Below are 14,592 nucleotides of genomic sequence, written 5' to 3' on the forward strand. Positions count from 1 at the left end.
TTTCGGTGGTCATAGCGAGAGGGAAACGCCCGGTTACATTCCGAACCCGGAAGCTAAGCCTTTTAGCGCCGATGGTACTGCAGGGGGGACCCTGTGGGAGAGTAGGACGCCGCCGAACAATTATTGACAAAAGGGCCCGGCCCTGGATCATCCGATCCGGTGCCGGGTCCTTTTTGTGTTCGGTGTAGAGTCGGGCCGCAAGGTCGGCACGGTACGTATGGCTGGAGGGGACCCGTGGAGGTCCAGGAGACACGGGTGCAAACGGATCGCATCTTCACGATCCCCAACATCCTGAGTATGGCCCGTCTGGTCGGCGTGCCGGTCTTCCTGTGGCTGATTCTGTGGCCCGAGTTCCACGGTCCGAAGGTCGACGGATGGGCCCTGCTGGTACTGGCGTTCGCTGGCATCAGTGACTACCTGGACGGCAAGCTGGCCCGCCGGTGGAATCAGGTCAGCAAGCTCGGCCGGGTGCTGGACCCGGCCGCGGACCGGTTGTATGTACTGTCCACCCTGGTGGGGCTCACGTGGCGGAGCATCCTCCCGTTGTGGCTCACCGTGCTCCTCCTGGCACGGGAAGTCATGATGGCGGTGATGCTGCTGATTCTGCGGAGGCACCGCTACGGCCCACCCCAGGTGAACTTCATCGGGAAAGCGGCTACCTTCAACCTCATGTACGCCTTTCCGCTGCTGCTGCTGAGCGACAGCAGTGGGTGGCTCGCCACCTTGGCGTCTGTTTTCGGCTGGGCGTTCGCAGGTTGGGGTACAACCCTGTACTGGTGGGCAGGGATCCTCTATGTGGTGCAGGTCCGGCGACTCGTCAGGGCGGACACCACGGCTGACTGAGTCACGAGGAGGACGTTTCCAACATGAAGGCGGTTGTTATGGCCGGCGGCGAGGGTACCCGCCTTCGCCCAATGACGTCGAGCATGCCGAAACCTCTGCTGCCGGTGGTCAATCGGCCGATCATGCAGCACGTTCTGACATTGCTCAAGCGGCACGGACTCACTGAGACGGTGGTGACCGTCCAGTTCCTGGCCTCCCTGGTGAAGAATTACTTCGGGGACGGCGAGGAATTCGGGATGGAGCTCACCTACGCCAACGAGGAAAAGCCGCTGGGAACGGCCGGCAGCGTCAAGAACGCCGAGGAGGCGTTGAAGGACGATTCCTTCCTGGTGATCTCGGGCGATGCCCTGACCGATTTCGATCTCACCGAACTGATCGCATTCCACAAGGAGAAGGGCGCCCTGGTCACGGTTTGCCTGACCCGGGTCCCCAACCCCCTCGAGTTCGGGATCACCATCGTCGACGACGAGGGCCGGGTGGAACGTTTCCTCGAGAAGCCGACCTGGGGCCAGGTGTTCTCCGACACGGTGAACACCGGCATCTACGTGATGGAGCCCGAGGTCTTCAACTACGTCGAGCCCGATGTGCCCGTCGACTGGTCGGGAGATGTCTTCCCGCAGTTGATGAAGGAGGGCAAGCCCGTCTACGGCTACATCGCCGAGGGCTACTGGGAGGACGTCGGCACCCACGAGAGCTACGTGAAGGCCCAGGCCGACGTGCTCGAGGGCAAGGTCGACGTCGACGTCGACGGGTTCGAGATCTCGCCCGGCGTCTGGGTGGCCGAGGGCGCCGAGGTGCACCCGGACGCGGTGCTGCGCGGCCCGCTCTACATCGGTGACTACGCCAAGGTGGAAGCCGGCGCCGAGATCCGCGAGCACAGCGTCATCGGCTCCAACGTCGTGGTGAAGACCGGTGCCTTCCTGCACAAGGCCGTCATCGCCGACAACGTGTACGTCGGGCAGGGCACCAATCTGCGCGGCTGCGTCATCGGCAAGAACACCGACGTCATGCGGGCGGCCAGGATCGACGACGGGGCCGTGATCGGTGACGAGTGCCTGATCGGCGAGGAATCGATCATCGCCGGCAACGTACGGGTCTATCCGTTCAAGACCATCGAGGCCGGCGCTTTCGTCAACACCTCGGTGATCTGGGAGTCCCGCGGCCAGGCGCATCTGTTCGGCGCGCGCGGCGTGTCCGGCATCCTCAACGTCGAGATCACGCCGGAGCTGGCCGTACGGCTGGCGGGCGCGTACGCAACCACGCTCAAGAAGGGCGCGACGGTCACCACCGCCCGCGACCACTCCCGGGGCGCCCGCGCGCTCAAGCGGGCGGTCATCTCGGCCCTGCAGGCCAGCGCGATCGACGTGCGCGACCTGGAGAACGTCCCCATGCCGGTGGCCCGCCAGCAGACCGCTCGCGGCAGCGCCGGCGGCATCATGATCCGTACCACCCCGGGCCGTCCGGACTCGCTCGACATCATGTTCTTCGACGAGCGGGGCGCCGACCTGTCGGCGGGCGGGCAGCGCAAGCTGGACCGGGTGTTCGCGCGCCAGGAGTACCGACGGGCCTTCCCCGGGGAGATCGGCGACCTGAACTTCCCGGCGACCGTGTTCGACTCGTACACCGGGGCGCTGCTGCGGGCCGTGGACACCTCGGGCATCGCCGAGGCGGGCCTGAAGGTGGTCGTGGACGCCGCGAACGGCAGTGGTGGGCTTGTTCTGCCCAGCCTGCTCGGCCGGCTCGGCGTGGACGCGCTCACCATCAATCCCGGCCTGGACGAGGCGCGGCCCACCGAGACCGAGGAGAGCCGCCGGGCCGGGCTGGTGCGGCTCGGCGAGATCGTCTCCTCGGCGCGGGCCGCGTTCGGCGTGCGGTTCGACCCGGTGGGGGAGCGGCTGTCGCTGGTGGACGAGCGGGGCCGGATCGTCGAGGACGACCGGGCCCTGCTGGTGCTGCTCGACCTGGTGGCCGCCGAGCGCCGCAGCGGCCGAGTGGCGCTGCCGGTGACCACCACCAGGATCGCCGAGCAGGTCGCGGCCTACCACGGCACCCAGGTGACGTGGACGACCACCTCGCCCGACGACCTGACCCGGGTCGGCCGCGAGGAGGGCACCATCTTCGGCGGCGACGGGCGCGGCGGCTTCATCGTGCCCGAGTTCTCCAGCGTCTTCGACGGGGCCGCGGCATTCGTGCGCCTGATCGGGCTGGTGGCGCGTACGCAGCTCACCCTCAGCCAGATCGACGCCCGCATTCCGCGCGCCCACGTCCTCAAGCGGGACGTGCCCACGCCGTGGGCGGTCAAGGGCTCGGTCATGCGCCGGGTGGTCGAGGAGGCCGGCGAGCGGTCGGTGGACACCACCGACGGCGTGCGCGTGGTGGAGCCGGACGGGCGCTGGGTGATGGTGCTGCCCGACCCCGCCGAGGCCGTCACGCACCTGTGGGCGGAGGGTCCTGACGACGCGTCGGCGCAGGCCCTGCTCGAGGAGTGGTCGCAGGTCGTGGAGAACGCCGGGCGCTGAACCGGCGGTGCGCCGGGCCCCGTTCGGCGCGCATTCGAGCGTACGGGCCCCGACGTGCAACGATGTGCGGCATGCCGCAGCAGTCATCCGAACGGAGCAGCCCCGCACCCGGGGCTGCTCCGCTGCGCCGTCCGGACTTCTCCATGTCGCTGCTCACCGACGTCATGGAGCACAGCCTGGACGCCGGATACGCGCAGGCCGCCGCCCGCCGCGGGCGTACCGGCACCGCGGGCTTCCCGACGGCGCTGAGCGGCCGGCTGTGGGTCGCGGCCGGACTGGTGCTCGCCGCGGCCGTGGTGACCTTCGGCGCCGCCCAGGCGCACTCCTCGGCGCCCACCGTCGCCAAGGAGCGGCAAAAGCTCATCGACCGCGTCCAGACCGAGACACGCGGCGCCGACGCCCTCCAGAAGGACGTGGACGGGCTGCGCGACACCGTGTCCGCCGAGCAGCGCGCCGCGTTGCACGACCACGGCGGCGACGCCAACCTGACGCTGGAACTGCTGGCCGCCGCCACGCCCGTGCACGGGCCGGGGGTACGGCTGGTGGTGGACGACGCCAAGGAGGCGTCCGGCGGCGACGGCAACGGGCCGCGCGAGAGCAGCGGTTTCTCCGACACCGGGCGGGTGCGCGACCACGACCTCCAGCGGGTCGTCAACGGCCTGTGGACGTCCGGCGCGGAGGCGATCACGGTCAACGGCCAGCGACTGACGGCGCTGTCGGCCATCCGGGCCGCCGGGGACGCCATACTGGTCGACAACAAGCCGCTGGCGCCGCCGTACACGGTGCTGGCGATCGGGGACGGGAAGCGGTTGAGCACGGCATTCCAGAACAGCGTGGACGGTCGGTACCTGCGCGCGCTGCGGCAGGACTACGGGATCCGGTCCAGCATCGGTGTCCAGGGCGACCTGGAACTCGCCGCCGCGCCCAGTCTGACAGTGCGGTACGCCACACCGGCTGCCGCAGCCGGCACGCAGCAGGTGGGTACCGCCGCGGGTGGGAAGGGTTCGAAGTGATCGCCGTACTGGGCCTCGTCGTCGGAGTCGTGGTCGGTCTCGTGGTGCGCCCTGTGGTGCCCTCCGGGGTCGAGCCCTACCTGCCCATCGCCGTGGTCGCCGCGCTCGACGCCGTTTTCGGTGGCCTGCGGGCCATGCTCGACGGGATCTTCGACGACAAGGTGTTCGTGGTCTCCTTCCTGTCCAACGTGGTGGTCGCCGCGCTCATCGTCTTCCTCGGCGACAAGCTCGGGGTCGGCGCGCAACTGTCCACCGGCGTCGTGGTGGTGCTCGGCATCCGCATCTTCTCCAACGCCGCCGCGATCCGCCGGCACGTCTTCCGGGCGTGAGGCCGTCATGAGCGAGGAACACGACCACCCGGACCGGCCCCCGGCCGCCGCCACGCCCGAACCCGAGCCGGAACGGGAGCCGAAGGCCGTCGCCACGCCCGAGTCGCGGCCGGCTGCGGAGCCCGCGCCCGAACCCGCCGCGGTGCCCGAGCCCAGGCCAGCGCCCGAGCCTGCCGCGACACCCGCGGCGAAGGCCGTCTCCGCCCCTGAGCCCGGCCCGCAGGCCCCCGCCGCGCCCGAGCCCGCGGAGCCCGCTGCCGCCGCCCCCAGCGGCCGACAGCGGCTGCTGGCCGGCCTGTGGCCGCCGCGGCTGTCCCGCGCCCAGCTCACCGTCGCGGTGCTGCTGTTCGCGCTGGGCCTCGGGCTGGCCATTCAGGTCCGGTCGACGAGCGACAACAGCGCGCTGCGCGGCGCCCGTCAGGAGGACCTGGTGCGCATCCTGACCGAGCTGGACAACCGCGGCCAGCGGCTGCAGGACGAGAAGCGCGGGCTGGAGAATCAGCGCACCCAGCTGGAGACCAGCTCCGACCAGGCCGCCGAGGCGCTCAAGCAGACCCGGCAGAAGGCCCGCGAACTGGGCGTGCTGGCCGGTACGGTGGCCGCGCAGGGCCCGGGGATCACGCTGACGATCACCGACCCGCACGGCGGCGTGGAAGCCGATACTCTTCTGGACACCCTGCAGGAGCTGCGTGCCGCCGGCGCCGAGGCGATCCAGATCAACGACGTCCGGGTCGTCGCCGACACGTACTTCACCCAGGGTGCGGACGGTGTGCGCATCGACGGGCACAAGGTGACGCAGCCGTACCGGTTCAAGGTGATCGGCAGCCCGCAGGACCTCGAACCTGCGCTGAACATCCCCGGCGGGGTGGTACAGACGCTGGAGAAGCAGCAGGCCACGGCCGATGTGGTCCGCTCGCAGAAGATCGTCGTGGATGCCTTGCGGCCGTCGGAGCAGCCTGACTACGCTCGGTCATCCCGGTGAGCGGGGGGTCGGGGCTTCGGTGGGGTGCGTTGTAGTGGAAACTGTGTGTAACGATGGTTCGTCCTGCCCCACGGGCGGGTCTGCTTCTGTCAAGGGGAATCGCCCGTGAAGTTGTTCGGAAAGTTGTTCGGCAAGAGCGCGCGGCAGTCGGCCGAGCCGGCGACGGCGCGTCACCGCGCCCCGCGGAACCTGACCGATGAGGGTCAGGAGGCGGGCGATCGTCCGCTGTTCCGCAACGAGCCGCCGGACGCCGGCGGATATCCCGGCACGCCCGGCTCGGCGCCTGTTGACCAGGGTTCGGCGCCGCGCATAGGTTTCGGGGAATCGTCAGCCTCGACCCCGGGTGGAGGGTTCGGTTTGCCCGTCTGCAGCCGGTGCGGCCACACCAACGCGGAGGCCAGCCGCTTCTGCTCCAATTGCGGCGCGCCGCTGCGGGGAGGCGCAGGCGCCCCGTACGAGCGGCCGTCGGAGACCACCTCGACCATCTCGATCTCCGGCATCGAGGCGTACGAGGCCGAGGCCACCGGGCAGACCCCGCTGCCGACCCTGTCGCCCGAGGCGCAGGCCGCGGTGGACGCGCTGCCGCCCGGCTCGGCGCTGCTGGTGGTCCGCCGCGGGCCCAACTCCGGCAGCCGCTTCCTGCTCGACGGCGACCTGACCACGGCCGGCCGGCACCCGCAGAGCGACATCTTCCTGGACGACGTGACGGTCTCCCGCCGCCACGTGGAGTTCCGGCGTGGGTCGGACGGCGGGTTCACCGTCTCCGACGTCGGCAGCCTGAACGGTACGTACGTCAACCGGGAGCGGATCGACGCGGTCGCGCTCTACAACGGCGACGAGGTGCAGATCGGCAAGTACCGGCTGGTCTTCTACGCGAGCCAGCGGGGCATCTGATCCCTCTCGCGGGCCGCGTCCGGGCAACCGTCTGCCCGGGCGCGGCCCGCGGGATTCCCAGGAAGGTGTTCATGGCGCGAGAGTCGGGCGGTGCCGGGCGCGGCGCCGCCGACGACGGGACCCTGCTGAGCATCGGCGCGGTGCTCGGCAGGCTGCGCGAGGAGTTCCCCGAGGTCACCATCTCCAAGATCCGCTTCCTGGAGGCGGAGGGGCTCGTCGAGCCGCAGCGCACCCCTTCCGGATACCGGAAGTTCGGCGCCAGGGACCTGGAGCGGCTGGCGTACGTGCTGCGGGTGCAGCGCGACCACTACCTGCCGCTGCGGGTGATCCGGGAACACCTGGACGCCATGGACCGCGGCGAGCAGGTGGCGCTCCCCGGGCCGGCGGAGTCCAAGGAAGCACTCAGCGGCCCCCAGAACGCCCTGGACTTCCCCGTCACGACTGATCAGCCCGCGGAACTGCGGATCGGCCGTGAGGAGCTGCTGGAGGCCACCGGGGCCGACGGCAAGGAACTGGCCGAGTGGGAGTCGTACGGACTGGTCGAGGCCGGCCGGGACGGCGGCTACGACGCCGAGGCGGTGACCATCGGCCGGCTCGTGGTGGAACTGGGCCGCTTCGGTGTGGAGCCGCGCCACCTGCGGGCGGTCAAGGCGGCCGCGGACCGGGAAGCGGGGCTGGTCGAGCAGGTGGTGGCGCCCCTGCGGCGGCACCGCAACCCGCAGACCCGTACCCGCGCGGAAGCCACCGCCCGGGAGCTGGCGGCACTGTCGGTACGGCTGCACGCCGCGCTGGTGCAGTCCGCGCTCCGGCTGCGGCTGCGCTGATCGGCCCCCCGGCCGCGGGCCGGACCGGCGGTATTCGGACAGGCGATCGCCCACCGGGTGGCGGCCCCGGGAGCTGCCCGACTACCCAAACCCGCCGGGCACGGCCTAGGGTTGCTGTGTGAACGAGCTCGACGTTGTGGGTGTCCGGGTCGAAATGCCCTCCAACCAGCCGATCGTGCTCCTGCGTGAAGTAGGAGGCGACCGGTACCTGCCCATCTGGATCGGGCCGGGGGAGGCCACGGCGATCGCCTTCGCGCAACAGGGCATGACGCCGGCGCGACCACTCACTCACGATCTCTTCAAGGACGTGCTCGAAGCGGTCGGTCAGACCCTCACCGAGGTGCGCATCACGGATCTGCGGGAAGGCGTCTTCTACGCGGAGCTCGTGTTCGCCAGCGGGGTCGAGGTCAGTGCCCGTCCCTCCGACGCCATAGCGCTCGCCCTGCGCACCGGCACGCCGATCTACGGCAGTGACGGCGTGCTGGACGACGCTGGCATCGCGATCCCGGACGAGCAGGAGGACGAAGTGGAGAAGTTCCGCGAGTTCCTCGACCAGATCTCGCCGGAGGACTTCGGCACCAGCAATCAGTGAGGGCCGCGCCGCGGTCGAGCGGGTCGGGACGGCAAGGTTGCCCCACGATCGGGCAATCTGACAGTCGTTCCCGCCTTCGGTCGGATCAAACCACTCGTGGGGTGAATATCACTCGGCGTGCCGAGTGTGGCGATCGTTGACGCACCCCGGGTGACTGCCTACCGTCGAGGTGGAAAGTCCCGTGGCACGTGCGCGCGGTCACGGGATGTGAAGGGACGGAGGGCGGCGTGAGAAGCACCGGCGACGGTTTGGCCACCGGCGGCCCCCATCCGACCCGAGGGCCGCTGGCCCGTACCGGCGCCGCCGCGGGCGGGCAGGACGCGGCCGGGCAGGGGGAGCAGATCGGCTACCGCGGTCCCACCGCGTGCGCGGCCTCCGGCATCACCTACCGCCAGCTCGACTACTGGGCCCGCACCGGGCTGGTCGAGCCCAGCGTCCGCCCGGCCTTCGGCTCCGGCACGCAGCGGCTGTACAGCTTCCGTGACGTGGTGGTGCTGAAGATCGTCAAGCGGCTGCTGGACACCGGCGTGTCGCTGCAGAACATCCGCACCGCCGTCCAGCACCTGCGCTCGGTCGGCCAGGGCGAACTGGCCCGGATGACCCTGATGAGCGATGGCGCCACCGTGTACGAGTGCACCTCGCCGGACGAAGTGGTCGACCTGCTCCAGGGCGGCCAGGGCGTCTTCGGTATCGCGGTCGGCGTGGTGTGGCGGGACGTGGAGAGCTCGCTGTCCCAGATGCACGGCGAGCGGGTGGACACCGGCGAGACCCTGGTCGGCCACAACCCGTCCGACGAGCTGGCCCGGCGCAGAAACCGCGCCGTCTGAGCCGCACGCTCTACGCGGGTACATCTGCGGCGTCTGCGTGGCGGCGGGCGGCCGCGGACCTCGGTCCGGCGCGTCGCCGCCGCGGAGGAGACGCCGCGGCGGCGCGGAGGCGACGCGGACCGGCTGTTTCCGTACGCCTGTACGGTCAATGTCAGTGGCGTGCGGCACGATCGGAACTGTGAGAAGTGCGCCGACGATCCTGCACCTGGACATGGACGCGTTCTTCGCCGCGGTCGAGCAGGCGTCCAAGCCGAGCCTGCGGGGCAAGCCGGTCGTGGTCGGCGGCCTCGGCCCCCGCGGCGTGGTCGCGACCGCGTCCTACGAGGCACGGGTGCACGGCGTCCACTCGGCGATGGCGATGGCCCACGCCCGCCGGCTGTGCCCCAACGCGGCCTACCTCGTGCCCCGCTTCGGCCTGTACCGGCAGATCAGCGAGACCGTCATGGGGCTGCTCGCCGAGGTCTCCCCGCTGATAGAGCCGCTGAGCCTGGACGAGGCGTTCGTCGACCTGGAGGCCGCCGACAGCCAGGAGGACCCGCGCGCGGTGGCGGTGCGGCTTCGGGCCACCATCCGGGAGGCCACCGGGCTCACCGCCTCCGTGGGCCTGGCCGGCTCCAAACTCCTGGCCAAGATCGCCTCGGAGAAGGCCAAGCCGGACGGCCTGGTGGTGGTCGACCCCGGCACCGAGCGGGCACTGCTCGACCCGCTGCCGGTGCGCGCCCTGTGGGGCGTCGGCCCGGCCACCGCCGAGCACCTGCGCCGGGCCGGGATCGCCACCGTCGCCGAGATCGCCCACGCAGGGGAGCACGAACTGGTCCGGCTGCTCGGCAAGGCCCACGGCACATCGCTGCACGCCATGGCGGTCGGCCTGGACAACCGCCCGGTCGTGGCCGACCGGGACGTGAAGTCGATCTCCGTGGAGGACACCTTCGACCACGACCTGACCGACCGCGCCCAGGTGCGGCACGAGATCGACCGGCTCGCCGACCGCTGCGTCCAGCGGCTGCGCGGCGCCGGGCGCTCCGGCCGCACCGTGGTGGTCAAGGTGCGGCGTTTCGACTTCTCCACGCTCACCCGCTCCGAGACGCTGCGCGCGCCCACCGACGACCCCGTGGTGGTCCGCGAGACCGCCCGCCGCCTGGTGGACGGCGTCGACACCACCGGCGGCGTACGGCTGCTCGGGGTGGGCGTCGCGGGCCTGGCCGACTTCACCCAGGAGGACCTGTTCGCGCAGAGCGGCGGCGACCCGGCCGGACTGCCCGCCGACCGCGAGGCGCCCGTCGCGCCGCCGTCCCCCGAACGGGCCAGGACCTGGTGGCCCGGCCAGGACGTCACCCACACGCAGTACGGCCCCGGGTGGGTGCAGGGCAGCGGCGTCGGCCGGGTCACGGTGCGCTTCGAGGTGCCCGCGGACACCGCCCCCGGCCGGGTGCGCACCTTCGTCATGGACGACCCCGAGCTGAGCCACAGCGACCCGCTGCTGCCGGTCCCGCGGGTTCTACCGGAGCCGTTGCCACAGTCGGCGCAGCCCCCGGAACCCCAGCCCCCGGAACCGCCGTCGCCGTCCGCTCCGTCCCGTGCCACCCGTTCGGCCCAGCCGGCCGGTCACTCCCCGCCCGCCACCTCGCCGAAATCGCGCTGAGGCGCCGTACGGCGGTCCGCTTCGTTGCGCGGCACCTCCATGCCGTAGTGGTGGTAGAGCTGCAGCTCCTGCTCGGGCGACAGATGGCGGCCCACACCGAAGTCCGGCGCGTCCTTGATCAGCGACTTCTTGAACGGCACCCGCAGTTCGCCGTCCACCAGCTCGCTCGGCTCCAGCGGCACGAAGGCGTCCCTGGTGAACAGCCCGGTGCGCACCGCCGCCCACTCCGGCACACCGGTCGCGTCGTCCAGGTACACCTCGTCCACCGTGCCGATCCTCGAACCGTCCCGGTCGAAGGCGCGGCGGCCGATCAGGCTGCGCGGATCGATGTCGCTGTGCACGGTGCCTCCCACCGACTGCGCCCGGCCACGTACGGCCGACGGCGATGCCATCTGAGCCATCTGACTACCACTAATTGTGCGGACTACCGGCAAACGGCACATTACGGGCACCCTTACGGCGCGACTCCGCGGGGGTGCGTGCGCGCCGCCGCCCCGATGCGGGCGGAAGGCGCGCTGGTACGCTGGTCATCGGCTGCAGACCCCGTGCGGGAGAGTCCTCCGAAGTGCCCGGAAGGGGCACCCAAAGAGGCGCCGAAGGAGCAAATCCTCCCCGGAATCTCTCAGGCATCCGTACCGCGCGGGTGAGGTCACTCTGGAAAGCAGGGCCCGTTCCGGAAGCGCCGCGGCTGCCGCGACGAGCCCTCACCGACGGTGCAAGCCGCCCCACCGCGGGCGGTGAAGCTCTCAGGTCGTGATGACAGAGGGGGAGGCCGTCCGGGTGTCCGCGTCGTAGTCGCGTCGTGGCACCCCCCGAAGGTCGTCGCAGACCAGGAGGCCCTCCGCAGATGACTGACCGACGCATTCCCCTCGCCGAGCTCGAAGCCGGCGTGCCCTTCGCCCGCCGCCACATCGGCCCCGACGCCGAGGCCCGGGCCAAGATGCTCGCGCAGGTCGGCTACGGCTCGCTGGACGAACTGACCGACGCGGCCGTGCCCGGCACCATCAGGAGCGCCGCCGCGCTCGGCCTGCCGCCGGCCCGTACCGAGCCCGAGGTGCTCGCCGAACTGCGCGCCCTGGCCGACCGCAACAAGGTCCTGGCCCCCATGATCGGCCTCGGCTACTACGGCACCTTCACCCCGCCGGTCATCCTGCGCAACGTCATGGAGAACCCGGCCTGGTACACGGCCTACACCCCCTACCAGCCGGAGATCTCCCAGGGCCGCCTGGAGGCCCTGCTGAACTTCCAGACCGTGGTCGCCGACCTCACCGGCCTGCCCACCGCGGGGGCGTCGCTGCTGGACGAGGGCACCGCGGCGGCCGAGGCGATGGCGCTGTCCCGCCGGGTCGGCAAGGTCAAGGACGGCGTCTTCCTGGTCGACGCCGACACCTTCCCGCAGACCACCGCCGTGCTGCGCACCCGCGCCGAACCCACCGGCGTCGAGATCGTCGTCGCCGACCTCAGCGCCGGCATCCCCGAGGAGATCGCCGCACGCGGCGTCTTCGGTGTGCTCCTCCAGTACCCGGGCGCCGGCGGCGCGGTACGCGACCTGCGCCCCGTCGTCGCGCAGGCGCACGCCCTCGGCGCTGTCGTCACGGTCGCCGCCGACCTGCTCGCGCTCACCGTCCTGACCTCGCCCGGCGCCCTGGGCGCGGACATCGCGGTCGGCACCACCCAGCGGTTCGGCGTGCCCATGGGCTTCGGCGGCCCGCACGCCGGCTACATGTCCGTCCGCGACTCCTACGCCCGCAACCTGCCCGGCCGCCTGGTCGGCGTCTCCGTGGACGCCGACGGCCGCCCCGCCTACCGGCTGGCCCTGCAGACCCGCGAGCAGCACATCCGCCGCGAGAAGGCCACCAGCAACATCTGCACCGCGCAGGTCCTGCTCGCCGTGATGGCCGGCATGTACGCCGTCTACCACGGCCCCGAGGGCCTGGAGCGCATCGCCCGCCGCACCCACCGCTACGCCGCCCTGCTGGCCGCGGGCCTGCGGGCGGCCGGCGCCGAGGTCGTCCACGAGCAGTTCTTCGACACCGTGACCGTACGGGTGCCCGGCCGGGCCGCCGAGGTCGTGGCCGCCGCCCGCGCGGCCGGCGTCAACCTGCGGCAGACCGACGCCGACCAGGTCGGCATCGCCTGCGACGAGACCACCACCCGCGACCGCCTCACCGCGGTGCTGGCCGCCTTCGGCGCGCAGGCCGACATCGACGCGCTCGACGCGGCCACCGCGGACGCGCTGCCCGCGGACCTGGCGCGCACCGAGCCGTACCTGACCCACCCGGTCTTCCACAGCCACCGCAGCGAGACCGCCATGCTGCGCTACCTGCGGCGGCTCGCCGACCGCGACTACGCGCTGGACCGCGGCATGATCCCGCTGGGCTCGTGCACCATGAAGCTCAACGGCACCACCGAGATGGAGCCGGTCACCTGGCCCGAATTCGGTGAGCTGCACCCCTTCGCGCCGATCGACCAGGCCGAGGGCTACCTGACCCTGATCCGCGGCCTGGAGGACCAGCTCGCCGAGGTCACCGGCTACGACAAGGTCAGCCTCCAGCCCAACGCCGGCTCACAGGGCGAACTCGCCGGCCTGCTCGCGGTGCGCGCCTACCACCGGGCCAACGGCGACACCGAGCGCACCGTGTGCCTGATCCCGTCCTCCGCGCACGGCACCAACGCCGCCAGCGCCGTGATGGCCGGCATGCGGGTCGTGGTCGTCAAGACCGGCCAGAACGGCGACGTGGACGTCGAGGACCTGCACGCGAAGATCGCGGAGCACCGCGACCGGCTCGCCGTGCTCATGGTCACCTACCCCTCCACCCACGGGGTGTTCGAGGAGCACATCACCGACATCTGCGCCGCGGTGCACGAGGCCGGCGGCCAGGTCTACGTGGACGGCGCCAACCTCAACGCCCTGGTCGGCCTCGCCCGGCCCGGTGCCTTCGGCGCCGACGTCTCCCACCTGAACCTGCACAAGACCTTCTGCATCCCGCACGGCGGCGGCGGCCCCGGCGTCGGTCCGGTCGCGGTGCGCGCGCACCTGGCGCCGTACCTGCCCAACCACCCGCTCCAGGCGGAGGCCGGACCGGAAACCGGTGTCGGGCCGGTCTCGGCGGCACCCTGGGGCTCGGCCGGCATCCTGCCCATCTCCTGGGCGTATGTGCGGCTGATGGGCGCCGAGGGGCTCAAGGAAGCCACCCAGATGGCCGTGCTCGGCGCCAATTACGTCGCCAAGCGCCTGGAGCCGCACTACCCGGTGCTCTACACCGGCCCCGGCGGGCTGGTCGCCCACGAGTGCATCGTCGACCTGCGCCCGCTCACCAAGGAGACCGGGGTCAGCGTCGACGACATCGCCAAGCGGCTGATCGACTACGGCTTCCACGCGCCGACCATGTCCTTCCCGGTGGCCGGCACCCTGATGATCGAGCCCACCGAGAGCGAGGACCTGGCCGAACTCGACCGGTTCTGCGAGGCGATGATCGCCATCCGTGCCGAGATCGACCGGGTGGCCGCGGGAGAGTGGCCGGCCGGCGACAACCCGCTGCGCAACGCCCCGCACACCGCGCAGGCCCTGGGCGGCGAGTGGACCCACGCCTACGGACGCGACGAGGCCGTCTTCCCCGCGGGCGTGTCCGCGGCCGACAAGTACTGGCCGCCGGTGCGCCGGATCGACGGCGCCTTCGGTGACCGCAACCTGGTCTGCTCCTGCCCGCCGCCGGACGCGTACGAGGGCTGAGCAGCCCTCATGGGCCCGGTGCGGGGCGCGGCGTCGCGCCGGGCCGCCGGAACACGTCGAAAGCCGGTTCCCCGTGACCTCGGGGGGAACCGGCTCGGCGGAAGCGGGTGGCGCGCTGCGGCGGGTCGGGGTTCGGGCGTGCGCAGGAGCGGACGTACGCCCGGACGGCCGGCTCAGGCCGCGGTGGTGATGCGGTCGGTGCCCAGCGGGCGGTGCGGAGCGATGATCTGACCGTCGGGCAGCAGCTCCCCGGTGTCGTCGAAGAGCAGCACACCGTTGCAGAGCAGACTCCAGCCCTGTTCGGGGTGGCGGGCCACGGTGCGCGCGGCCTCCCGGTCGGGGCCGTCCGCGGTCGGACATTGTGGCTGGTGGGTGCACATGGTCGGTGACGTCT

At 71.6% G+C, this 14,592-nt stretch carries 13 protein-coding genes, 1 rRNA gene and 2 riboswitches; of the genes, 12 read left to right on the forward strand and 2 right to left on the reverse strand.

Annotation, left to right across the window (positions count from 1 at the left end; all coding sequences use genetic code 11):
* Position 1 precedes the first annotated feature (1 nt).
* From rrf to ITX44_RS32270, 11 genes are all read left to right on the forward strand, one after another.
* A 5S ribosomal RNA gene (gene rrf, locus ITX44_RS32220) occupies positions 2-118 on the forward strand.
* Between the two features lie 116 nt (positions 119-234).
* Entirely contained in the window at positions 235-843 is a 609-nt protein-coding gene (clsA, locus tag ITX44_RS32225; protein WP_205361862.1) for a cardiolipin synthase ClsA, read from the forward strand.
* Positions 844-866: 23 nt separating this feature from the next.
* Complete coding sequence (locus tag ITX44_RS32230) at positions 867-3,362, forward strand: mannose-1-phosphate guanyltransferase (protein ID WP_205361863.1); 2,496 nt, start codon at positions 867-869, stop codon at positions 3,360-3,362.
* Positions 3,363-3,424: 62 nt separating this feature from the next.
* Complete coding sequence (locus tag ITX44_RS32235) at positions 3,425-4,375, forward strand: DUF881 domain-containing protein (RefSeq protein ID WP_205361864.1); 951 nt, start codon at positions 3,425-3,427, stop codon at positions 4,373-4,375.
* Positions 4,372-4,704 (forward strand): small basic family protein, encoded by a 333-nt coding sequence (locus ITX44_RS32240; RefSeq protein ID WP_202237672.1) that lies wholly within the window; start codon positions 4,372-4,374, stop codon positions 4,702-4,704. The genes ITX44_RS32235 and ITX44_RS32240 overlap by 4 nt, the downstream gene beginning before the upstream one ends.
* 7 nt (positions 4,705-4,711) lie before the next feature.
* Positions 4,712-5,686 (forward strand): DUF881 domain-containing protein, encoded by a 975-nt coding sequence (locus ITX44_RS32245; protein WP_205361865.1) that lies wholly within the window; start codon positions 4,712-4,714, stop codon positions 5,684-5,686.
* Between the two features lie 105 nt (positions 5,687-5,791).
* Entirely contained in the window at positions 5,792-6,580 is a 789-nt protein-coding gene (locus ITX44_RS42860) for a double zinc ribbon and FHA domain-containing protein (protein ID WP_205361866.1), read from the forward strand.
* Between the two features lie 71 nt (positions 6,581-6,651).
* On the forward strand, positions 6,652-7,404 hold the full coding sequence (ftsR, locus tag ITX44_RS32255) for a transcriptional regulator FtsR (protein ID WP_205361867.1): 753 nt from the start codon (positions 6,652-6,654) through the stop codon (positions 7,402-7,404).
* A gap of 118 nt (positions 7,405-7,522) precedes the next feature.
* Positions 7,523-7,996 carry a bifunctional nuclease family protein gene (locus ITX44_RS32260; protein ID WP_031518684.1) on the forward strand — a complete coding sequence of 158 codons (474 nt, stop codon included), beginning with the start codon at positions 7,523-7,525 and terminating at the stop codon, positions 7,994-7,996.
* A gap of 227 nt (positions 7,997-8,223) precedes the next feature.
* Entirely contained in the window at positions 8,224-8,823 is a 600-nt protein-coding gene (locus ITX44_RS32265; protein WP_205361868.1) for a MerR family transcriptional regulator, read from the forward strand.
* A 178-nt stretch (positions 8,824-9,001) separates the two neighbouring features.
* Entirely contained in the window at positions 9,002-10,465 is a 1,464-nt protein-coding gene (locus ITX44_RS32270) for a DNA polymerase IV (protein WP_205361869.1), read from the forward strand.
* Here the strand turns inward: ITX44_RS32270 and ITX44_RS32275 are convergent.
* Positions 10,429-10,806 (reverse strand): PRC-barrel domain-containing protein, encoded by a 378-nt coding sequence (locus ITX44_RS32275; protein ID WP_205362059.1) that lies wholly within the window; start codon positions 10,804-10,806, stop codon positions 10,429-10,431. The two genes, ITX44_RS32270 and ITX44_RS32275, sit on opposite strands and share 37 nt — an antisense overlap.
* A gap of 197 nt (positions 10,807-11,003) precedes the next feature.
* A riboswitch (glycine riboswitch) is annotated at positions 11,004-11,113 on the forward strand.
* Positions 11,114-11,238, forward strand: a riboswitch (glycine riboswitch).
* A 74-nt stretch (positions 11,239-11,312) separates the two neighbouring features.
* On the opposite strand from ITX44_RS32275, the gene gcvP reads away from it, so the two are divergent.
* Positions 11,313-14,198, forward strand: coding sequence for an aminomethyl-transferring glycine dehydrogenase (gene gcvP / locus ITX44_RS32280; protein ID WP_205361870.1), 2,886 nt, complete (start codon positions 11,313-11,315; stop codon positions 14,196-14,198).
* A 173-nt stretch (positions 14,199-14,371) separates the two neighbouring features.
* Here the strand turns inward: gcvP and ITX44_RS32285 are convergent, their stop codons facing one another.
* Complete coding sequence (locus ITX44_RS32285) at positions 14,372-14,578, reverse strand: DUF5999 family protein (protein ID WP_205362060.1); 207 nt, start codon at positions 14,576-14,578, stop codon at positions 14,372-14,374.
* Between the last annotated feature and the right edge of the window lie 14 nt (positions 14,579-14,592).

The organism is Actinacidiphila acididurans (genome assembly GCF_016918855.1).
Lineage (GTDB): Bacteria > Actinomycetota > Actinomycetes > Streptomycetales > Streptomycetaceae > Actinacidiphila > Actinacidiphila acididurans.

Bases quoted from the DNA above. Each gene is read 5' to 3' on its own strand.
- ITX44_RS32230 (WP_205361863.1), top strand. From the start codon at position 867: ATGAAGGCGGTTGTTATGGCCGGCGGCGAGGGTACCCGCCTTCGCCCA.
- ftsR (WP_205361867.1), top strand. From the start codon at position 6,652: ATGGCGCGAGAGTCGGGCGGTGCCGGGCGCGGCGCCGCCGACGACGGG.
- ITX44_RS32285 (WP_205362060.1), bottom strand. From the start codon at position 14,578: ATGTGCACCCACCAGCCACAATGTCCGACCGCGGACGGCCCCGACCGG.
- ITX44_RS32245 (WP_205361865.1), top strand. From the start codon at position 4,712: ATGAGCGAGGAACACGACCACCCGGACCGGCCCCCGGCCGCCGCCACG.
- gcvP (WP_205361870.1), top strand. From the start codon at position 11,313: ATGACTGACCGACGCATTCCCCTCGCCGAGCTCGAAGCCGGCGTGCCC.
- ITX44_RS32235 (WP_205361864.1), top strand. From the start codon at position 3,425: ATGTGCGGCATGCCGCAGCAGTCATCCGAACGGAGCAGCCCCGCACCC.